The 19,940-nt window shown below is 26.1% G+C and carries 21 protein-coding genes, 1 other RNA gene and 1 CRISPR repeat array (1 of these 23 running past the window's edge); of the genes, 5 read left to right on the forward strand and 17 right to left on the reverse strand.

Annotated elements, in window-relative coordinates; translation table 11 throughout:
* A CRISPR array of direct repeats spans positions 1–416; the repeat unit is 29 nt; unit sequence ATTTATAACTAACTTAGTGTAATTTAAAC (it extends 731 nt beyond the left edge of the window).
* Between the two features lie 268 nt (positions 417–684).
* The 11 genes from cas3 to ACTG48_RS17515 all read right to left on the reverse strand — a co-directional run bounded on the left by cas3 (position 685) and on the right by ACTG48_RS17515 (position 11,380).
* A complete protein-coding gene (gene cas3, locus ACTG48_RS17465) occupies positions 685–2,679 on the reverse strand; it encodes a CRISPR-associated helicase Cas3' (RefSeq protein ID WP_479917538.1) in 1,995 nt (664 codons plus the stop codon).
* 10 nt (positions 2,680–2,689) lie between these two features.
* The gene (locus ACTG48_RS17470; protein WP_227824424.1) at positions 2,690–3,760 is read right to left on the reverse strand and encodes a DNA repair protein; all 1,071 of its coding nucleotides are present in this window, start codon (positions 3,758–3,760) and stop codon (positions 2,690–2,692) included.
* Between the two features lie 20 nt (positions 3,761–3,780).
* Positions 3,781–4,947 carry a hypothetical protein gene (locus tag ACTG48_RS17475; protein WP_479917539.1) on the reverse strand — a complete coding sequence of 389 codons (1,167 nt, stop codon included), beginning with the start codon at positions 4,945–4,947 and terminating at the stop codon, positions 3,781–3,783.
* A gap of 1 nt (position 4,948) precedes the next feature.
* Complete coding sequence (gene cas6 / locus ACTG48_RS17480) at positions 4,949–5,713, reverse strand: CRISPR-associated endoribonuclease Cas6 (RefSeq protein ID WP_054277582.1); 765 nt, start codon at positions 5,711–5,713, stop codon at positions 4,949–4,951.
* Positions 5,704–6,351: a CRISPR-associated protein Cas5 gene (gene cas5 / locus ACTG48_RS17485; RefSeq protein ID WP_009891534.1), complete on the reverse strand. Its 648-nt coding sequence runs from the start codon at positions 6,349–6,351 to the stop codon at positions 5,704–5,706. Before cas5 ends, cas6 begins: the two co-directional genes overlap by 10 nt.
* A gap of 479 nt (positions 6,352–6,830) precedes the next feature.
* Positions 6,831–7,958: an HNH endonuclease gene (locus ACTG48_RS17490; protein ID WP_160743625.1), complete on the reverse strand. Its 1,128-nt coding sequence runs from the start codon at positions 7,956–7,958 to the stop codon at positions 6,831–6,833.
* 271 nt (positions 7,959–8,229) lie between these two features.
* Entirely contained in the window at positions 8,230–8,502 is a 273-nt protein-coding gene (locus tag ACTG48_RS17495; RefSeq protein WP_054271625.1) for a DUF6809 family protein, read from the reverse strand.
* Positions 8,503–8,749: 247 nt separating this feature from the next.
* Positions 8,750–10,087 (reverse strand): replicative DNA helicase, encoded by a 1,338-nt coding sequence (locus ACTG48_RS17500; RefSeq protein WP_479918804.1) that lies wholly within the window; start codon positions 10,085–10,087, stop codon positions 8,750–8,752.
* A gap of 9 nt (positions 10,088–10,096) precedes the next feature.
* The gene (locus tag ACTG48_RS17505; RefSeq protein ID WP_199176456.1) at positions 10,097–10,840 is read right to left on the reverse strand and encodes a hypothetical protein; all 744 of its coding nucleotides are present in this window, start codon (positions 10,838–10,840) and stop codon (positions 10,097–10,099) included.
* A 21-nt stretch (positions 10,841–10,861) separates the two neighbouring features.
* A complete protein-coding gene (locus ACTG48_RS17510; protein ID WP_003433761.1) occupies positions 10,862–11,176 on the reverse strand; it encodes a hypothetical protein in 315 nt (104 codons plus the stop codon).
* 3 nt (positions 11,177–11,179) lie between these two features.
* Entirely contained in the window at positions 11,180–11,380 is a 201-nt protein-coding gene (locus tag ACTG48_RS17515) for a helix-turn-helix transcriptional regulator (RefSeq protein WP_479917540.1), read from the reverse strand.
* A 137-nt stretch (positions 11,381–11,517) separates the two neighbouring features.
* On the opposite strand from ACTG48_RS17515, the gene ACTG48_RS17520 reads away from it, so the two are divergent.
* The 4 genes from ACTG48_RS17520 to ACTG48_RS17535 all read left to right on the forward strand — a co-directional run bounded on the left by ACTG48_RS17520 (position 11,518) and on the right by ACTG48_RS17535 (position 15,033).
* On the forward strand, positions 11,518–12,291 hold the full coding sequence (locus ACTG48_RS17520; RefSeq protein ID WP_225532654.1) for a helix-turn-helix domain-containing protein: 774 nt from the start codon (positions 11,518–11,520) through the stop codon (positions 12,289–12,291).
* A gap of 250 nt (positions 12,292–12,541) precedes the next feature.
* The gene (locus ACTG48_RS17525; RefSeq protein WP_009891546.1) at positions 12,542–13,033 is read left to right on the forward strand and encodes a helix-turn-helix domain-containing protein; all 492 of its coding nucleotides are present in this window, start codon (positions 12,542–12,544) and stop codon (positions 13,031–13,033) included.
* A 91-nt stretch (positions 13,034–13,124) separates the two neighbouring features.
* Positions 13,125–13,877 carry a Fic family protein gene (locus ACTG48_RS17530; RefSeq protein ID WP_227824429.1) on the forward strand — a complete coding sequence of 251 codons (753 nt, stop codon included), beginning with the start codon at positions 13,125–13,127 and terminating at the stop codon, positions 13,875–13,877.
* Positions 13,867–15,033, forward strand: a complete 1,167-nt coding sequence (locus ACTG48_RS17535; protein ID WP_479917541.1) for a tyrosine-type recombinase/integrase — start codon at positions 13,867–13,869, stop codon at positions 15,031–15,033. The genes ACTG48_RS17530 and ACTG48_RS17535 overlap by 11 nt, the downstream gene beginning before the upstream one ends.
* 115 nt (positions 15,034–15,148) lie before the next feature.
* Here ACTG48_RS17535 and ACTG48_RS17540 read toward each other — a convergent pair whose 3' ends face one another.
* The 6 genes from ACTG48_RS17540 to smpB form a co-directional block, all read right to left on the reverse strand.
* Entirely contained in the window at positions 15,149–15,379 is a 231-nt protein-coding gene (locus ACTG48_RS17540) for a hypothetical protein (protein WP_114108499.1), read from the reverse strand.
* Between the two features lie 5 nt (positions 15,380–15,384).
* A complete protein-coding gene (locus ACTG48_RS17545) occupies positions 15,385–15,585 on the reverse strand; it encodes a hypothetical protein (protein ID WP_479917542.1) in 201 nt (66 codons plus the stop codon).
* Positions 15,554–15,739, reverse strand: a complete 186-nt coding sequence (locus tag ACTG48_RS17550; RefSeq protein ID WP_160743629.1) for a hypothetical protein — start codon at positions 15,737–15,739, stop codon at positions 15,554–15,556. The genes ACTG48_RS17545 and ACTG48_RS17550 overlap by 32 nt, the downstream gene beginning before the upstream one ends.
* 81 nt (positions 15,740–15,820) lie before the next feature.
* Positions 15,821–16,960: a hypothetical protein gene (locus ACTG48_RS17555; RefSeq protein WP_479917543.1), complete on the reverse strand. Its 1,140-nt coding sequence runs from the start codon at positions 16,958–16,960 to the stop codon at positions 15,821–15,823.
* Positions 16,961–17,479: 519 nt separating this feature from the next.
* Positions 17,480–17,829, reverse strand: a transfer-messenger RNA (tmRNA) gene (gene ssrA / locus ACTG48_RS17560).
* 157 nt (positions 17,830–17,986) lie between these two features.
* A complete protein-coding gene (gene smpB / locus ACTG48_RS17565) occupies positions 17,987–18,442 on the reverse strand; it encodes an SsrA-binding protein SmpB (RefSeq protein ID WP_021386105.1) in 456 nt (151 codons plus the stop codon).
* A 506-nt stretch (positions 18,443–18,948) separates the two neighbouring features.
* On the opposite strand from smpB, the gene ACTG48_RS17570 reads away from it, so the two are divergent.
* Positions 18,949–19,776: an AIM24 family protein gene (locus tag ACTG48_RS17570; RefSeq protein ID WP_021386022.1), complete on the forward strand. Its 828-nt coding sequence runs from the start codon at positions 18,949–18,951 to the stop codon at positions 19,774–19,776.
* The last annotated feature ends 164 nt before the right edge of the window (positions 19,777–19,940 follow it).

A 19,940-nucleotide genomic window follows, 5' to 3' on the forward strand; every position in this document is an offset into this window, starting at 1 on the left:
ACTTAGTGTAATTTAAACGTTTTTCCCCCTGCAAGTCAGGGTTTACTTTTTCCCAATTTATAACTAACTTAGTGTAATTTAAACTTGCAATAGCTGGTCTTGTTGCGGGCATAGTTCTTCTGATTTATAACTAACTTAGTGTAATTTAAACTAGGTAGAAATATTTATATATACCAAACGAAATGGGATTTATAACTAACTTAGTGTAATTTAAACACGCCCAGCATTATTATAATAATGCACTTTAGCGTAATTTATAACTAACTTAGTGTAATTTAAACTCTACTGTATTAGATAATATCATTTCTCTAACTGCCTTATTTATAACTAACTTAGTGTAATTTAAACGTTGAATACATAGATTTTAATGCAAATAAAAATGGAGAGATTTATAACTAACTTAGTGTAATTTAAACCCCCAAATAAAACTATAGTAATTCCAACACTTGTAGGGTTATTAAAATAAGTAATTTGCAGTGAGCCACCAGTAGTGTTTTTAGCTAAAAATAAAAATACAGTTATAAACCTTGCCATCACTAGCTCACAGACATTCACACATATTTTTCGCTCACTGCAAAATTATTCTACTATAACATATAAAACTTGTAGTAGATATAAATTATAACAAATTCCCAATAAAATATTTTAATTAGTTATACTATCATTCTCTTAACAATCTAATATTTAATTAAAAATCCAACCAAATATTAGACCTAGTTTATCATTATAACTATAACTTGTAACGACTATATCTCCACATTCATAAAACATCTTTTTATTATAATTGTATCTTTTTACAGATACATTTACAAATAATGAACTCGCTTCTAAATACATTTTTTTATCAATATAGAACTTATACTCTTCTAAAAGACATTCAGGCACAACACTAATTGTATCATTATTTAACATATCATTATTAGCAGATTTATTCCATACCCCTAACCTCATATTTTTCATTATAATCTCTAAAGCAACTTTATGTTTATTATATTTATCCATATCTATATCTAAATAGACATTATCTAAATAAAATGGAACTTTACTCTCATCAACTATGGAATTATCATTATGTATTATATTTGATATTACTATATCAGTTCTATTTATTATATCTTCATCATATATATTAAGCTTTCTATCATAATCATATATATAAATATTGCTCAACTCAGCATTATCTCCCCTTCTATTTACTCTACCAAACCTTTGCAACAATGAATCTAAAGGAGCTAACTCTGTATAAAGAACATCATAACTTATATCTAAACTTACCTCTATACTTTGAGTACCTATCAATAAGAAGCTTTCTTCTATCCCTTTTTCTGCCTGCTCTCTATCTCTAGTATTAAATCGACCATGTATTAATTTAGGATTATATTTTTGGAGCCTTCCATATAACTCTTGAGATAAATCTACTGAATTAACACATATTAATACTCTTTTTCCTTGCATTAAATCATTTTCTATTTTATGTATGTTATCAAGTATCCCTTCATTTAATCTATTCAATCGATGTCTAAATATTAAATCTTTACTATCTGGTTCAATAATTGTACTTATTTGCAATCTTTCCTGTATTAACTTTTTTAAGCAAGTTGGTATACTTGCACTCATTATACATATTTGTACATTTAAGTTTTCTTTTAAATATTTTAAAAATTCCAATGTATAACACAATACTCTTGTATCAAAACAATGTATTTCATCAACTATAAATATACTACCTTTTAATTGTGATAATAGCATTTCAAATCTCTTACAAGAAAATACTGACTTTACTAATTGAAATATAGTACATACATTAATTTGTTTTACACTCTTTTTGTATATCTGGTAAAGTTGTTTTATATCTTCTTCATCACTAATTTTATTCAAAAAATATGGAGCTTTACTGTGTAACATACTTACGCTTATATTTCTATTATATAAATTTTCATATAAAGAATTTATGCTTGCTGTATAAGGAAGTATATAATACACTCTCTTACTTTTATATTCATTTTGAACTAGGTTACTCCAATACAATGATGTTGCTGTTTTTCCAAGACCTGTCATAGCCATTATCATTATATCTTCATTTTTATCCATATTTAAGACTTTTTCTTGTATTGAATTATAACTTACACCCTTTGGTAGACTAAAATCTTTAATAGAATTAAATCCCTTATCTATACTTTTAATTCCCGCAGAAGCTATATGGTCACAATATTGCAAGTAACCTTTTAATAATATATTTTCAAGTTTTCTAGTATCATCATTTCTTGCTCTTGATATTTCCTTTATAAATGGTCTTATATCTTCTACTTCAATATCTAATAGTTCCTTTAATTCCTTTAATTCAATTTCATAAATAGAATTTGTTATTTGACCCTCTAGAAACTTTATATCTTTATGGTGGGTTAATATAGCTAACTTCTGACCTCTATTTAAATACTTAATACTTGCTGATAATAACTCATGTCTAACTCTTCTTGTGCTACTTTCAATATTATCTTGAAAGCTTTTTACTACTTTCCCTACATCATGACATACAATTGCCTCATATAAATCATTTTTCATATCATTAGATATATTATATATGTTAACTAATTGATTCATTATGTAATTCATATCTTCATTATGCTTATCTATACTTGTCCCATCTGATTTAGCTTTATATTTATATAAATTATTCATGATATATCCTTTATAAAGTCTCCTTTAAATATTTTAAGTAACTTTCAAAAGCTTGATGTACATTTGATATTTTCATAAAATCATACTCTTCAAACTCTTCTTCTAAATACTTCTTTATTTGTTCCTTTTCATTATTAACTTCTATCTCATTAAATGTATCATCATAAAATTTATTTATTCCAATCCATATATCGCTTTTTCTAAATTCTTCATTTTGTTCTATAGATTCTTTTAACATCTCTACATCTAAGCCATTTTCTTTGATAATACCCTGAAATACATTATTTCCCCATGAATACTCTCCCAATATAACAAATTTTGGTTTTGTATCAGTTAGATGATTTGTCTTATTACCTTCTACACTTAAGTATTCTAGTGATTTTAGGAGAGCTTCTATTCTTTTAAACTTTTCTTCTTTATCTAACTTTTCAACTCCAATTGATTTAGCTTCTAAAGTTGTATAATCTCTATGCTCACTTGCTATATCAGATATATCATATTCTCCTATCTTTCCTATATTAAGATTTGCTATATTTGTATGTACCCCTGAATATACCTCAACTTGATATGGCATACTATCTCCTGTAGTTCCACAAACATTCCACTCCCATTCAACCTTTCTATTTGATACATTTATTAAAGAGTTCATTTGCCATCTTGACTTTCTTTTTTTAGTTATATTTGCTTCATATTTCTTTTTATTTTGTTTATATATTTGTTTTTCTTCATCTGATAATTCTTTGTATACATCTTCTTCTATAGATAATTTTTCCGCCATCATAAACCCAAATATATCATCTGTCGCATATTTAAATGGGTTTGGAACCAATTTTACTTGTTTACCATCTTTAGTTTTAACATTTTGTTCATAACCACAAACTTGTTCCATAAATAGCTTTTGATTGTATTTTTGACATTGACTTGAGATTCTACTTCTGCTCCCTATTTTTTTAGTATAAGTAGAATTCTTATATGAATTATTTTTCTTTTCTACTTCACTACTACTTCCATTTAATCGTCCACATAAAACTTCTATTGCATACCCTATATTTAACATTCTATTTGAATTTTTATTTTCCATTTTAACCCTCCATAATGTTATTAAATTAAACTTACTAATATTAAATTTTTAATCTGTCTAAAGCTTCTTATATCATCCAACTCAATATAATCCTCTGCTTCAAATAGTTTTTCTCCAGTTTTTTCATAATACATTTCATTTAAGTTAACTAACCAGTCCTCATATGCATAAAATTTTCCTAACATTTTAAGCTCCTTATATATTTTGTCTATATCTAAGTCACTAGTTTTTAATTTATCCGTTAATTTTTTTATTATATCTATTTTGACTTTTTTCAATACATTTACCTCCCTGTTTAAAAGAATAACAAGTTCATCAAAATTCTTTTGTTCTTTCTCATCCATTTTTTCTTCCTTTTTTACCCTATATACTTCTCTGAGATAATTGCTTTCTAAAGTCCCATTCAAGATATACCTATCCAAATGTAACTTTTCAAAGTTTGATAGTAGTGCTTTTCCCTGTAATTTGATTAATAAATTCACATATTTATTTTTTATTCTATTTACCTGAATATCCTGAGATTGACCAGAGTTATTAAACATATATTGCTCTATATCACCATCAAATAAGTTATATTTACACACTAGACTTTCTAATAATTTTACAATTGAATACTTTTCTTTTTCTTTCTTTGCTCCTAACTCTACATCGGTTAAATTTTCGTCTTGAATATGGCAAGTATAATCTTTCATAAATTCATCTGATGTAGAATTGTATAAAAAAACATACCTACTAACTCTGCAATTCAAAATTGAATACATAGTCAATACTAAACAATATGGGCATACATTCAAACCTTGCAAATTATTGGAGAAATTATAAAATGTATTTGCAACCAAATTAGGCATATAACTTCTCCCTATATTGTATTCTTTATCTTCAATTTTGACTTTGGCCTTATATTGACCACATAAACTACAATATTCATCTCCTTGATTTTTAACAAAACCTTTTAGCTTCTCATTTAAAGTAACTTTTCCTTTTGGTTGAGTTAGTGTAGAATTGCTAAAGCACATACTTTTTAAATTAGAGTATTTTTCGCAACTTACAAATTCTTCAATTTTATCACTCATTAAATCTATACTATTCTCTATATCTTGATAAGTTATATCATTAATATCTTTATTCAGATAATAAGCCAACACATATAGACCATTATCAACAAATACATTGTAACTTCTATCCATATTAAGCCCTCCTAGAAGTTATATAAGTTAGTAACCCCATTCCTATACTATTTTTTTCACCTAATCCACAATAATAAATTACTTCTTGCATATCTTTATTAGCTTGTACAAATATTTCAAAATCTGTATATCCAATTATAAATCCTTTTCCTTTTATATTAGTTATATATTTCTTTTTTACTGCTAATACATCCTCAATATCAAAGTATAGTTCACCAGTATATTCTTTATTATGTATAAGCTTATACTTATTTCCTAAATTATCATGTAATGCTTTATAAAACTCTTCTTGCATTGGATTTAAGTATACTTGTTTCCTACTTTTTAAATCATATAAACTTGCTACAATAGGTGACCTTACTTTATAAAGTGTTATATTATTAAAATTTTTCTTTGAATCTTCTTCTATATCTGAAACTTTAAACTCTATATTATTCAATTTAAATACTTTAAATTTAATAAAACCTTTTATAATATTATTCAATATATCATCATATCCACTTAAAATTAATTTGATTTTTGTTTGGGGATTTAAATGTATTCCCTCTTTTAAATACTTAGCATTTTCAAACATAATTGTGTAATTAAATAATTTAAATACTTTCTTATCCACCTTATAGCCTTCATTGTGAAGACTTAGTGCTTTTCTTTTATCATTAATTTCTATAGCCTCATATATCCTTTTCATTAGCTCATACTGGTAATTGTAATCTAATACAACTTCATTATCCACTGTGAGTATCAAATGTCTTCTTACTAAATGCATTTAATTACTCCCCCTTTTTTCCATTTCCATAAAAAAATATTCTGTTGCTCATCTTCATCATAATATTTACCATATTCAAACTCATCATTTTCTCTTACCATTGAAGAATATATATCATAATAACCTTTTTTTTCATTATACTCTGTCAATGTATTTATTCTTTTTATCATTCCATCTCCAATATTAATATCTGTATATTGATTGTATCCAATAGCTTTTTTATCTATTAGATTTACTTCAATTTCACTTAAAGATAATACCTTCGCTAAACAATTAGTCTTACCTAAACATAGCGGCTCATTAAATTCTATATTTTTATCTATGTTAGTATATATGATAAGTTTAGGATTAATTAGGTATTCAATGGGACATACATCAGTTTGAAATCTATCGCTATCTGTCAATGTTTTTACATTTGGATTGATTTCTTTATATATAGTCTGTAAATCTTTAAATGTACCATCATGATATATAACATATCCTAATATAAAATCATCTATTTCTTCACCATATATATTTTTTAAAATTCCGACAACTGTTGATATTGGTGGAATTTCATATGTTCTTTGTATCTTGCTATGCATAGGAATTTTAAAGTGAGCCATATCTCCAATTATTTCGATTTTATTTAATATCATTTTATCTCCTCAAATATTTAGTTAAAATACTCCATTTTATTTATAAAATTAGACATTCATTTATAAAAACCTTTAATTTTTACCATTATTTTCCTAAAAGTAACAATATATAACTTAATTAGATTATTTTAGTGAAGTTTTTAAAAACTTTACACTTACCTTAAATCAAGGTTCTCCTTCAAACTTTCAATATAGTACTTGTAATTTTTTAAAATATTTCTATGTATGTTCATTTATTTAACAATAAAAATACATTTCTATGGATTCATCATACATGTTAGTACTTAATTGATTTTCATCAATAACTTAAGATATACCTAATCGGTTAGACTAATATACCTCAAATACTTAATTTCTAAAAGTAGCTGTTATACTTTAGCAACTACCTTTTCCTAATAAATTCTTTGATTTTTTATATCAGTATTTGTTGTTAACTAGTTTAGAATATATACTTTATACATCTCTGCCATACATAAGTATTATTTACTATCTTTTATAATTTGCTTCAAATCATCAATACTCAAAACATTATCTTTCTTCCTGTGAATCATTCTATGACAATTTGAACATATTGGCACCAAATCTGTTTTGGGATTTATATTGCTTTCTTCTCCAACAGAACTTAATGGTTTAATATGATGAATTTCTATGTATCCCTTACCTCTGTCTCCATACGTTTTTTCGAAGTCAAACCCACATACAATACACTTTGTGCCATGATATTTTATTGCTTCTATTCTATTTCTGGGGTTACGCTCATACTGTTTCCCATAAACATATTTAACTTTCCCTTCTTTTCTAATTTCAGTTTCTAATTCTATGTTAATAGTATTAATGTTCAAAGGATTATCTTGACTTATCTCCTCTAATACATCGTCTTCTATTTCAGTAGTAAAAATGAATTCTATGTTAAAATTATTACTATCAAGTTTTATGAATCTTATTTTAGGTAAATTTGTTTTTCCTTCTATTTTATTTTCTAAGAATTTCTCATAATACTCAGGAAATATACTTCTTAGTAAATCTCTAAACTTAGATTTCCAAATTATTCTACTTCTTGGATTCTCTAATTTATCCATCTCTATAACTGCACTATAATAATTATCATTATATTTAAAATTCACATTTTTCTTTTCATTCTTTCCTAAATTATTTATCTCAAAAAAATGTCTTATTTCTATTGGAACTCCTGTCCCATTATGTTTTAATGTAGATTTATCAATTGTTTTTAAAGCTATTTTCTCATCTAATAACTCCCAAGAGTCAACTATTATAGGATACTCATTTATATTTTTAATTTCTAAAAGTATATTAATAATTTGACTGAAATGTATCTCATCTTCCTTAAGAACTTCAATTGCTTTATCTATTGTGTATCCGCTAAAAATACCTTTATGATTTTTATTTATTCCTAAATGATGTAATATACCCATTGATTGATAATCTTTACTTTGTTTTGATGATAAATCTAGTATCTCATCATCTATATTTCTATTACTCATATTATTTTTAAATAAATAATTATAAACTACTTTGTTTATTTGCTCTGATGTGTATTTATTAAACTCTCTTTTTCTATCATTAGACTCTAACTTAGGTATTGTCATATTCTCCTCCTCAATTGATTATTTTAGATTTTAATAAAATTATTGTATCATATATTTATTATTAAAATATATTGTGCTATTTATCAAAATACATAAATCCTACAATATCATTGATTGCATAAAAACAAAAGAGGGCATACCTATACCCTCTTTATTAAATATATTTATTTTAAACAATATATTAATATATACTTTACTTAAAGTATTCTAGTACAACTTATTAATAATCTCGATTTATTATTTAATTATTCTATTGAGATACACAAATTAATTACTTCAACAACTCTATTATAAATTTTGCTCCTGTTTTAAATCCTAATTTATAACTAAGTTCCCTTTCAAATTCTATTAATGAATTAAACAAATCATTTAATTCAACCAACAGATATTTCTTATCATCTTCCAAATTTTTTTCCAATAATTCATTAATTTTTTTAACCTCTTTCCAACATTCAATATAATACTCATCTTTTTCTAAAATACTTCTATACATATGTTCATTTATCCAATAATCAAAATATATTTCTATAATTTCATCATACATTTTAGTACCTCCTTGACTTTCATCAGGTACTTAATATATACTTAAGTTGCTAGGTTAGTGTACATTAAGTACCTAATTTATAAAGGTAGTTGTTATATTTATATGGCAACTACCTTTTTCTAATAAGTGTTTAAATCTAAACTCAATATATTTTAAATCTTTATTACATCTAATTAATACTTATATTTATCCTTCAATACTTCTTGAAACATAATTTATCTATTACTTAATAAATCATGCTTCTTTTTTATATCTCTTGTATCTTCTTACATTCTTCAAAAGAAAACAAATTTCCTATATACCAATATGGTCTAAATCCTGACTCACCATCTCTATTTTTGGCAACAATAATCTCACTTAAATTAGCACCAAAACCTTTTTCTCTTCGTCTCAACTCTCTTATATCCTCAATTCCCATTGTCTTGCAATAATTAAGAGCCTCTTTTTCTGTAGGTCTATGAATATATATAACTGAATTAGAATCCATATATATCTGCTTTGAGCTTCTCATTACTCTATCCCCTTTAGGTCTTTCATCTTTCAATTCATCATTTAATTGAGCAAGCTGAATAACTGGTATATTAAAATCTAAAGTAATCTTTTTTATTTGCCTTGATAAGTCAGCGAATTTAGCTTCTCCTACTTCTTTACCCTCATAATCCAAAATCTGCAAATAATCAATTATTACTAAACTAGGCTTAATATTCTTTATTTCTCTCTTTATTCCTGATACTGTATTTACAGAGTCATTTATATAAAGATTATTTTCTTGATTTATTATGCTTAAAGCTTGTATATATTTGACTATTTCATCATCATTTAGATTTCTATTTTTCATTTTTACAACTGATATTCCAGTCAGTGATGCTATATTTCTAAACAAAATCTGTATATCGCTCATTTCTCCACTTATAAAAAGTACTTTCTTACCTTGAAATATTACATTTCTAAGTATTTGTAAAGCTAATGCCGTTTTCCCCCTTCCACTTTTAGCTGCTATTGTAGTTAGTTCACCCCCATATAAACCTCCTATAGTATCATCTAAGAACTTTATTCCAGTCTTAATACCTTCATTTATTTCATCATTTATATATTCAAAGGCTCTCTCTGATATGGCTGTTATACTTGAATCCTTTTTTATTAATTTCTGATTAGCTTTATTTATATCATTTTCTAACTGATATATAAGGGTATTATCATCTATTTCGCCAAGACTGAATTTATTGAATTTATCAATTATATTTCTATTTTTATATTTTTCAATAACTATACTGACATAACTCATAAAATTTGATACTGTTGGGACTATTGTTGACAAACTGCTAATATAGCTTATACCTCCAATATTATTCAAATGACCTTTTCTCTTTAATTCTTCTGTAAGAGTTATTATATCTATTACTTCATTTCTCTTATTTATTTCTTTTATAGCCTTAAATATGTATTTATGTTCCTCATGATAAAACATGTCTTCATTTAACATTTGCTCTAACTCTTGTACTATTGTTGAATCTAATAAAATACTTCCTAATATTGATTGCTCTGCTTCTGTATTTTTAATTAAGTTGTTTGAATTATTTATAATATAACCTCCCTACCACTTTAATTGTGAGTCATCTGGATTATATACCTTTTCATCTTTATTTAGGTCAGTTTCCTTGCTATGATAATTGCCCTCTAGTATCTTGGTAAAATTACTTGAATTCATTATCCAATCAAAATTTGCTTTCCATCCTGTATTATTATTTCCATTCAGAAAACTTGTTTTACTAACTATATTTATAACCTCTAATACAGTTTCTTTATCATATTCTCTTATTCTTGAATTTATTCTCCTCTTTCTTGTGTCTGTTAGTTTCTTGACCTTTGAAAGTTCAATACAAGTTGAATTAAATTTGCTTATAATTTCACTATATATAATATTATTTTCATTCTTTATATTCTTGATTGTTGTTGATTGATTGTTAATCGTCTGTTGATTAGGTTGTTGATTTTCTATGTTCTCTTGGTAAAGCTCCCAGTTTTCAATAGTTATGACTATATATTTGTTTGTTGTTTCGTATGTTAGAAAACCAGCATTTTTAAAAAACAACAAACAACTTCTAACCATTTGATAACTAACTCCTTTACCACATCTTTCAGCTATTTTGCTATATGAAGAAATAAATTGTCCAGACTTTATTTTTATCTTTTTATTATCTATAAAAACATGATTTTCTTTATGACTAGCCATAAGTAATAGAGTTATTAATATTACTTTTCTTTCTGGTTTAATATCTTTCCAAATTGATTTATCCAACAACTCCCTATAAAGCTTTATCCACCCTTTATTGCTCAATTGCAAACACCTACTTTAAGACTATAACTTGATACCATTTGCATTTTCAATAAACCAATCATCCAATTTGTTTTTTATTATGTATACTCGATTATTTATCCATATACAAGGGAAACCTTTATTTTTAGAGTGACATAACTGCCTAAATTTTGATTCTCCTATAGGATAAAGCTTAGATGCTTCTTTACATGTTATAAGTTCAGCTTTATTTCTTTTCGCATTTTCAATAATTTTATATCCTTGCTTTTTTTCTTGTGCTTCTTCTTCATTCTTTACAATAATGTTTAAAGTAGCTTGTAATGTCTTTAAAACTTCTAAATTATTATTCTCTTTCATATTTTACTCCTCCTTACTAAAAAATAATTCTTCTACTGTTGTATCTAAAGCTCTAGATAGTTTAATCATCAAATCATTGCTTGGATTATTAGCCTTACCTGTTTCCAAGTTTGACAAATAATATCTTGATATACCAACTCTATCTGCCAGTTCTTGTTGCTTTAAAGCTTTTTTAATCCTAAATATTTTTAAATTGATTCCCATACTTTTTCCTCCTTTTTTCTAGTTTACATTCGTAAACTTTACATTTTAATTATAATGTCGACATATGTGTGCTGTCAATAAGAATATATTATTTTTCTGTTCTCATTTGTGTACTTTTGGGATATACTTTATACGAGGTGATAATATTGCAAATTGGAAAAAACTTAAAAAAGATAAGAAAACAAAAAGAACTAACACAGATTCAACTTGCTGAAATTAGTGGCATCTCAAGAAATGCTCTAATAAATTATGAAAATGATAAAAGAATACCTAGTATAGATACCTTATCAAAACTCGCTAAAGCTTTGAAAATTGAAAAGACTATCTTTTATTTTGATATTGAAAATGAAGTAATGACTAATGAAGATGTTTTATACTTTTTACAGTCTTTATTCCCAGAAGAATACTATTCTTTTGATGAATTTTTAAATGCTATTTCAAATCTTATGGAAGATGATGATATTAGGATTACCTCAAGTTTATTGCTAGGTGCTTGGTCTGATAAAGACCAATATTATAAACTTGGTGAAAAATTAGAACTAAATGAAAATCAAGTTTATAATTGGATACTTTCAGATTGTGTATCTAATACTGAATTAGATTTTTCATTACATCCTGATGATATAAAAGAAATTATTAAAAATGATGTTCTTATAAAACAATCAATTGATGAATTATTAGATATTGGTCTATCAGAAGAAAATATAGAAGCAATCTATGATTACTTTAGTGAGGCAACAGATAATGGGAGTAACATTCGACTAAAAAAGTTAATATCTCAAAAAGAAAATATGACTATTAAAAATAATGATTACTTTAAATTATTACAAGAAAATAATGAATTAAAGGAAAAAAATAAAAAGCTTGAAAATACACTTAAAGAAATAAAAAAACTACTAACTAAAATATAAAATAATATCAATACTATCTAAAGCAATGATAAAAAACTACAAATGGAGTTACAATTATTAATAGAGCATATATGCTAAAATACACATATAAATACCCTACTAATTTATTTTATGGAGATAAAAAATATACTCTAACATACATTAAAAGAATTATGAGTAAGTTAGCATATGATATAGATAATCTAGAAAATAACTCCTTTATATGTGTAAAAGTACAATCATTGTTTGATGATATATTTAAGGTGGAATTATGATAAATAATACAATCGGAGAAAAGATTAAACAATATAGGAAATCGATAAATATGTCAAGGAATGAGCTAGCCAACAAGATTGGTTGTTCAGTTCATGCTATAGCTAAATATGAGCAAAATCAAAGAATACCTAGTCTAGATATGATAAGAAAAATATCTACTGCTTTATCAATTGCCATAAATAAACTCATTGTTGAAGAAAATGATTTAGATACTTTAACAAATAATAATATTAATTTAAAAGTATTTGATAAAGAGTTGGATTTAGTAGTTCACATATTAGAAAATTATGGTTATGATATAAAAACAGACTATAAAAAAAAGTTTGAAATTACAGATAATGCAGATACAATAAAACCAATTAGCTTAAGCTTCTCTGACTTCAAAGACTTCTCCAAAAATCTAAATTGGGTGATAAATGGTCTTGTTGAAAATTTTATACAAGAAAACTCTAATGGTCTTATTGAAGATGAGGATGAAGAATATTAGTATTGCACATTTTCAAAATATGGGTTTACCTATTAACTTTTATACATTCATAGTTAATAAATAAAAATTAGATATGAAAGGAGCTAAAATCATGAATAAATCATATATACCAAAATACATATATAAATTCCCTACTAACCTACCTCATGGAGATAAAAAATATACTTTAACATATATTAGAAGAATGATAAGTGAATTTGTATATGATATGGGTAACCTAGAAAATAACCCCTTTACATTCCCAGAAGTACAAACATTACTTGATGGTATAACAGTAGGTGGCCATAAATTAAGTGACCAAAATCAAATACTAAATATAAAATCATCATGGGATTATGTAATAAAATTAAGTAACAAAGAAAACTTATCTTTAAATAAAGATACAATTTGCTCTATACATAAAATAGTTGCAAAAGATGAAGCTCTAATTGTTGGAGATTTTAGAAACGGTAACATAGGTATAGCTGGTACTACTCAATATGAGTGCATAGAAGCCACTCTATTAAAGGATTTATTTATAAGTGACATAAGTATCATAAATAAAATAACTAACCCCTTAGAAAAGGCTATAATAATAAATTTATGGTTGTCCTATTGTCAATTCTTCTATGATGGCAACAAAAGAACTGCTAGACTTACCTCAAACCTAATACTTATAAGTAATGATATAGGAGTTCTATCAATACCAGCCAAACATAAACAAGAATACAACACATTAATGCTAAACTTCTATGAAACACTAGAAGCTGATGAAGTTATAAAATTCTTATTAGAGAAATGTATTACATTCTTCGATGGATATAACTATAAATCATATAAGGAGTTGTTTAAAAATGGCAACTAAAAGAGCTAATGGAGAAGGCTCTATCGGAAAATATAAAGATGGTTGGCGTTCTCGTATAATGATTGGTTATAATGAAGATGGAAAACCAATAAGAAAAGAATTTTATGGTAAGACTCAAAAGGAAGTTAAAGATAAATTAGAGGCTTATAAAAAACAATATTATTTAAGCTCTGATATTTCAGATGATAAAATAACTTTAGAGCATTGGTTTTACAATTGGTTGTTTGAATATAGAATAAAAGATTTAAAACCTAAGTCATTTGAAAGATATGAAAGCATCTATCGTAATTATATTAAAGATACTGATTTAGGCAATGTTAAATTAAAAGACTTAAGAGTATCTCACATACAAAAATATTACAATAGATTGCTTGATTCTAATAAAAGTATACCTACTATAAGACAAATAAACACTAAACTGAAAACCTGCTTATCAGAAGCTGAAAAACAAGGTCTTATACAACGTAATTATTGTACTATGGTAAATATACCAGTTGAGAAAAAGGAAAATAAGCTTGAAATATTGACTCTTGAACAACAAAAGAGTTTTATAAAAGCTATAGAGGGGCATAAATTAGAGGTATTATTTTTACTTGCTCTTGGTACTGGACTTAGATTAGGAGAATTATTAGGACTTAAATGGTTTGATATTGATTTTAAAAAGTCTAATTTAACAGTTAAAAGAACTCTTCAAAGAACATATTTTATAGATAAGACTGGAAATAGAGAGCTTAAAGTATTAGAACAAGAGCCAAAGACATCAAATTCTTACAGAACTGTGCCTATTCCAAAGGATGTCTTAAATAAATTGAAAGAACATAAAGTAAATCAAAATACAGATATATTAAAGGCTGGAGAATTATATAGAAATGATAATTATGTATTTTGCAATGAATTAGGTGCCCCTATAGATGATAAAAGACCTTTAAGGAATTTAAAATCTATATTAAACAGATTAAATATAGAGCCTATAAAGTTTCATGGCCTTAGAAAAACTTATGCAACTAGACTTTTTGAGAATGATGTCCCTCCTAAAACTGTACAAGTTTTAATGGGTCATTATGATATATCAATAACTTTGAATATATATACTCAAGTTATGGAAGATAAAAAAATTGAAGCTGTAGAAAAGTTAGATAAAATATTTTCATTGTAAAAATCAAATACATAAAAATACTATGATTTCATATAGTTAATTACAAAATCAAAATAAGGATACAAATTAATTTCATATTATCTTGTATCCTTAATTCGTATCTAGTTTTAACTATTTATCTTGGATAGCCTTTATGATACATTAATCCATTTTCTAGCATTAATTCTTGAGCCAAGTATATATGACCCTTACAGTGCATATCTGATACACCCTCACTTATAAGTTTATATGTTTCAGAAGTATATAAATAATCCATACTTTCTTCCAAACTCTTGCCTGTCTGCTTAGAAAATTCTAATATGATTTTTTTATATAGTGATTGTAATAATGTTTTATTTGCTTCCATAAGCACTATACCTCCTCTTCACATCTAAACTTTAAATATTTATCTATTACATTTTGATTGGTTGTACATATTTGTTCATTTGGATTATATATAAAATTAAATCCTATACTTGAGTTCTCATATGTTTTATTTTCAAAAGTATCAAAATAATCAAAAAACTTAAACCAGCCCACATCATATCCTTTTATCTTTATCCACCCATTCACTATATATTGTTTTATTGATTGTTTTTCTAAACTCTCCTAATTTAAATCTATCGCAGTTAGCTTCTATAAAATCAACTAGTCTATTGAATTTTGTTGTATTTTTCCTAAAAGCATTAAATACACAAACACCTCCATCTATATTTATACTTATCAATATATTACACACCTGTCTATATCTACATAATGTCAGTCATACTTTTACAAAAATATACATCCTCAATACACCTTATTATAGTTACCATATTTTATTATGTATTGAAGTATATCTTCCAAAGTCATGCTTTGAGTACACAACCTTATATGGATTATCCGCAGGAAAATCCACATTACCCTGATCTATGTATACATAGTCACCAATATTAAATTGTGGGTTTTCTTTCCACATATCCACATAGTGATGATTTACAACATAGTGTTTTAATTCATTATCCTCAAAATAGTAGTAACCTACCAGTTGATGGGGGTACAATGCATACTTAACCATTACCTCGTTATACTTATTCCTGTACCATGGTATACCTATTTCACGTAATTTTCTTACAATATGATTTGTGCTTCTGTATGCATGTCCATCTTCACATTTATCAACCCAATAATCAAGTATTATTCCTCTCTTAGTATTTCGCCTATTTATATTTTCTAAATTTTTAGGTGACATAAATATAAATTTTCTAGCATAAAAATATCTATTATCACCCTCTGATGTAGATACCCACGGACTAATGTCTTTATATTTTGAATATCCAGATGTATGTAATGAATAGCATAAGAATTCTTTAATTATAATTAAATTCTCATAATTATCCTCATTATCTATTGCTTTTTCGATAGTATTTATTGATTGATTTATACCTGATTCACTAAATCTAATAATATCAAATGGACATCTACGGTTAGGGTGTTTTTCCTTCCATTCATTTATTTTATCTAATCTATTTTTATATTTTTCCAAATGATTTTGTTGAATATTTTCCAATCTTTTTTTTTCATCTTTGTGTAATTCTAATAATTTTCTTTTATATCTGTATAATAGCCTTTTTAATAATTTTTTATCTATTTGGTTTGGTTCTAAAAAATCTCTAAGCTCAGAATTTTCACTGTTATAATAAAGAGCATGCATTGATTTTATTCCCCAATCAAATATTATATCAGGATTACTTACTATGTTATCTAAAATTAAGCTTCTAGATTCTCCCCTTGCTAATCTAATGATTTGATTATTAGATTCTGCTTCAAGAAGTTTTTGTTTTATAAACGATTCATCTTCTAAAGTTAAATATCCATATTTTGTTTTAAACTTAGGTATTTGTACAATAACACTATATGGGTTTAAATTATACTTCTCATCTATTCTATTATCCATATTAAATTCCATTCTCTACGATCCTTTCTAGCTATTAATTATCTTACTAATTTATAAAAATAAAAAAGTTAACTAATATTCAGTACTTAAGAGAATATATACTAAGTAACTAATTTAATTTTGTACTATTAATTTACTCTACTAAATTTATATAATCTTCATGCTAATAAACTACATTCGATTCATTTAAGGCTTCTATGCAATAAAATAGAAAATTCTAGTTTTCTTTCATCCATTACAAACCTCAACTCCTATCAAACTTATATAATATATATTTTTATTAATTAACAACTTAAACTATTTTACATTTATAAAAATATTATATCATAAAGTAGATATTAAAATTCTATGTTACTTAATATCATAATAAATAAAGGCTTTTTATACAGCCTAAATGCACCCCAATATACGCTCAAAAAAACCTCTTTTTCTGTGGTTGGGGTACGGTTGGTGGATTTCATCTCCAAAACAAAAAATACTAGTCAATAAAGACTAGTATTTCCAAGTATTTCATCATTCTTTTTTAAAAATTGGTGGAGACGAGGGGAGTCGAACCCCTGTCCGTAAGTCTTTTCCTCGTTGCATCTACATGCTTAGCCAACTTCACTAGTATCTCGCCTCACATAACGCCAAGTGGCAGGCTTTATGCTTAGCCAGTCCCAATTAATCTACTTTAAGTCGAGACACCCTTAAAGTAGTTCCCTGCATAATGACGTCCAGTCTTAGTCGGCAGGAGGACTAAGAGGGACGAGCAGCAACTAGGCTGCTATCGCGAAATTATCGTCTGCGTTTATTTTAAAGTTCCCCAGTTTTTACGTGACCCAGAGTAACACGACATGCAGCCTCAAGTTCCAAACCCACGTCGAAACCTTTACGCCCCCTTGAGTAGTTTATAGTCCAGTAGACTTTTCGCAAACTTTATCACCATTTTTATTAAATTTTTAATGTATATATAATATAATACTTTTAAGAATAAAAATCAATGTTATGTTCTAGATAATAAAGAATTTTATTCTAAAAAATACACTTTTATCTAATTTAATACTTGCCTGTCATTTCTCTTTCTATACGTCTTTGTGCATCTTTCTTAGCCATATCTTGACGCTTATCATATAACTTCTTACCTTTTGCTAAAGCAATCTCTACTTTGACCTTACCGTTTTTTAGATATAAACTAAGTGGTATAAGTGAATACCCCTTTATAGTAGTTGCTCCAATAAGTTTTCTTATCTCATGCTTATGAAGCAATAATTTTCTAACTCTTAAAGAATCAACATTGAATATATTTCCTTGCTCATATGGACTTATATGAACTTGTTTCAAAAATACTTCACTATTATCTACAGATGCATATCCATCACTTAGGTTAACTTTACCTTGTCTTATTGATTTTACTTCTGTTCCTTTTAATTCAATTCCACATTCATAAGTTTCTTCTATAAAATATTCATGTCTTGCTCTTTTATTTGTTGCTAATACTTTCTTACCAGCCATATAAATCTCACCTTCTTTGCTAGAAAATTCTTCAATTGATATTAAGAATTTGCTAAATTTTCCATACTACTAAATCATTTGACTAACCTGTATAATAACATATTCAGGGATTTTAGTCAAGATTACACTAATGTATTAAGTTTCTTAAGTAATATGATAAATAATAAAGCAAAATAAATAACAAGACATATCAAATACATTCAGTACCAAGCTAAATTTAACTGATAAAATTAATTTATTAACTTCAAAACAAAAACTACTCTAAATTTTTATCTTTTATCTTTTAACATGCCCATAAGATATAATACCCACAAATAATAAATAATACTCAAAATATCTATTTAAATAATCACACACCCTTAAACAATCCTACTCCGACTAGAATCATCTTAAAAGATGTAAAAATTTGATGATAAAGTAGCCATTTTTCCAAAAAAAATGTAATATATAATTATATCTTGTAATATTTTAGAGATAAATATTAACTATAGTAGGGAGAAATTTGTATGGATTTAAGCAAAAAAGTAAGAATTTTAGAAAATGCATCAGATGGAAAAAGTGAATTTGAAATATTGGAATTTGAAAAACTTGAAGGTGCTTCTAGCCCAATGATGGCAATGGGATTATATTTTGCTAGAGAAGCTGGCTTAAGAGCTAGACAAATTAAGATAAAGTTAAATAATTCATCAATAAAAACAGAAGCTGGTGCGTTATATTATTATAAAGGTAATATCTCTTCTGAAACTAAAATTGGTGGTGTTGGTGGTCTTTTCAAAAAAGGAATATCAGGAGCACTTACTAATGAATCAATGATGAAACCTGTATATAAAGGTACTGGTGAAGTTTACTTAGAACCTTCTTTTAGACATTACTTATTTATGAGCCTTGATAATGATTCAATAGTTGTTGATAAAGGATTATTCTATTGCTGTTCTGATACAATAGAAGTAAAGGCATTTACACAAAAGAACTTCTCATCTGCTTTACTTGGTGGCGAAGGTTTCTTCCAAATAGAATTAAGTGGTACTGGTGTAATCGTTCTAGAATGTGTTGTTCCTCAAAGTGAAATTGTAGAGTATGAATTAAAAAATGGAGAAGAATTAAAGGTAGATGGTAACTTTGCAATAGCAAGAACATCTGGAGTTAATTTCTCTGTTACTAAATCAGATAAGTCTTTAATAGGTTCTGCTTTAAATGGTGAAGGTTTCTTAAATACATTTACTGGTAATGGCACAGTTTGGTTAGCTCCAACTCAAGTAATGTATGAAAAATTAAGCTTTGGAGCAATGCCTACTAATGATAATATGAATAATAAAGTTTCTAAACAAAAATAGTAGTTTTATAAATATTTATTAAATCATTATGAAATTTATAAAATTATTAATAGGTTTTATTGGACTAGTATTATAAAATCACTATGAGATTTATAGAATTACTATAAGTTTTATTAAACTAGTATTATAAAATCATTATGAAATTTATAAAATTACTAATAGGT

The sequence above is a fragment of the Clostridioides sp. LIBA-6822 genome (assembly GCF_056688955.1).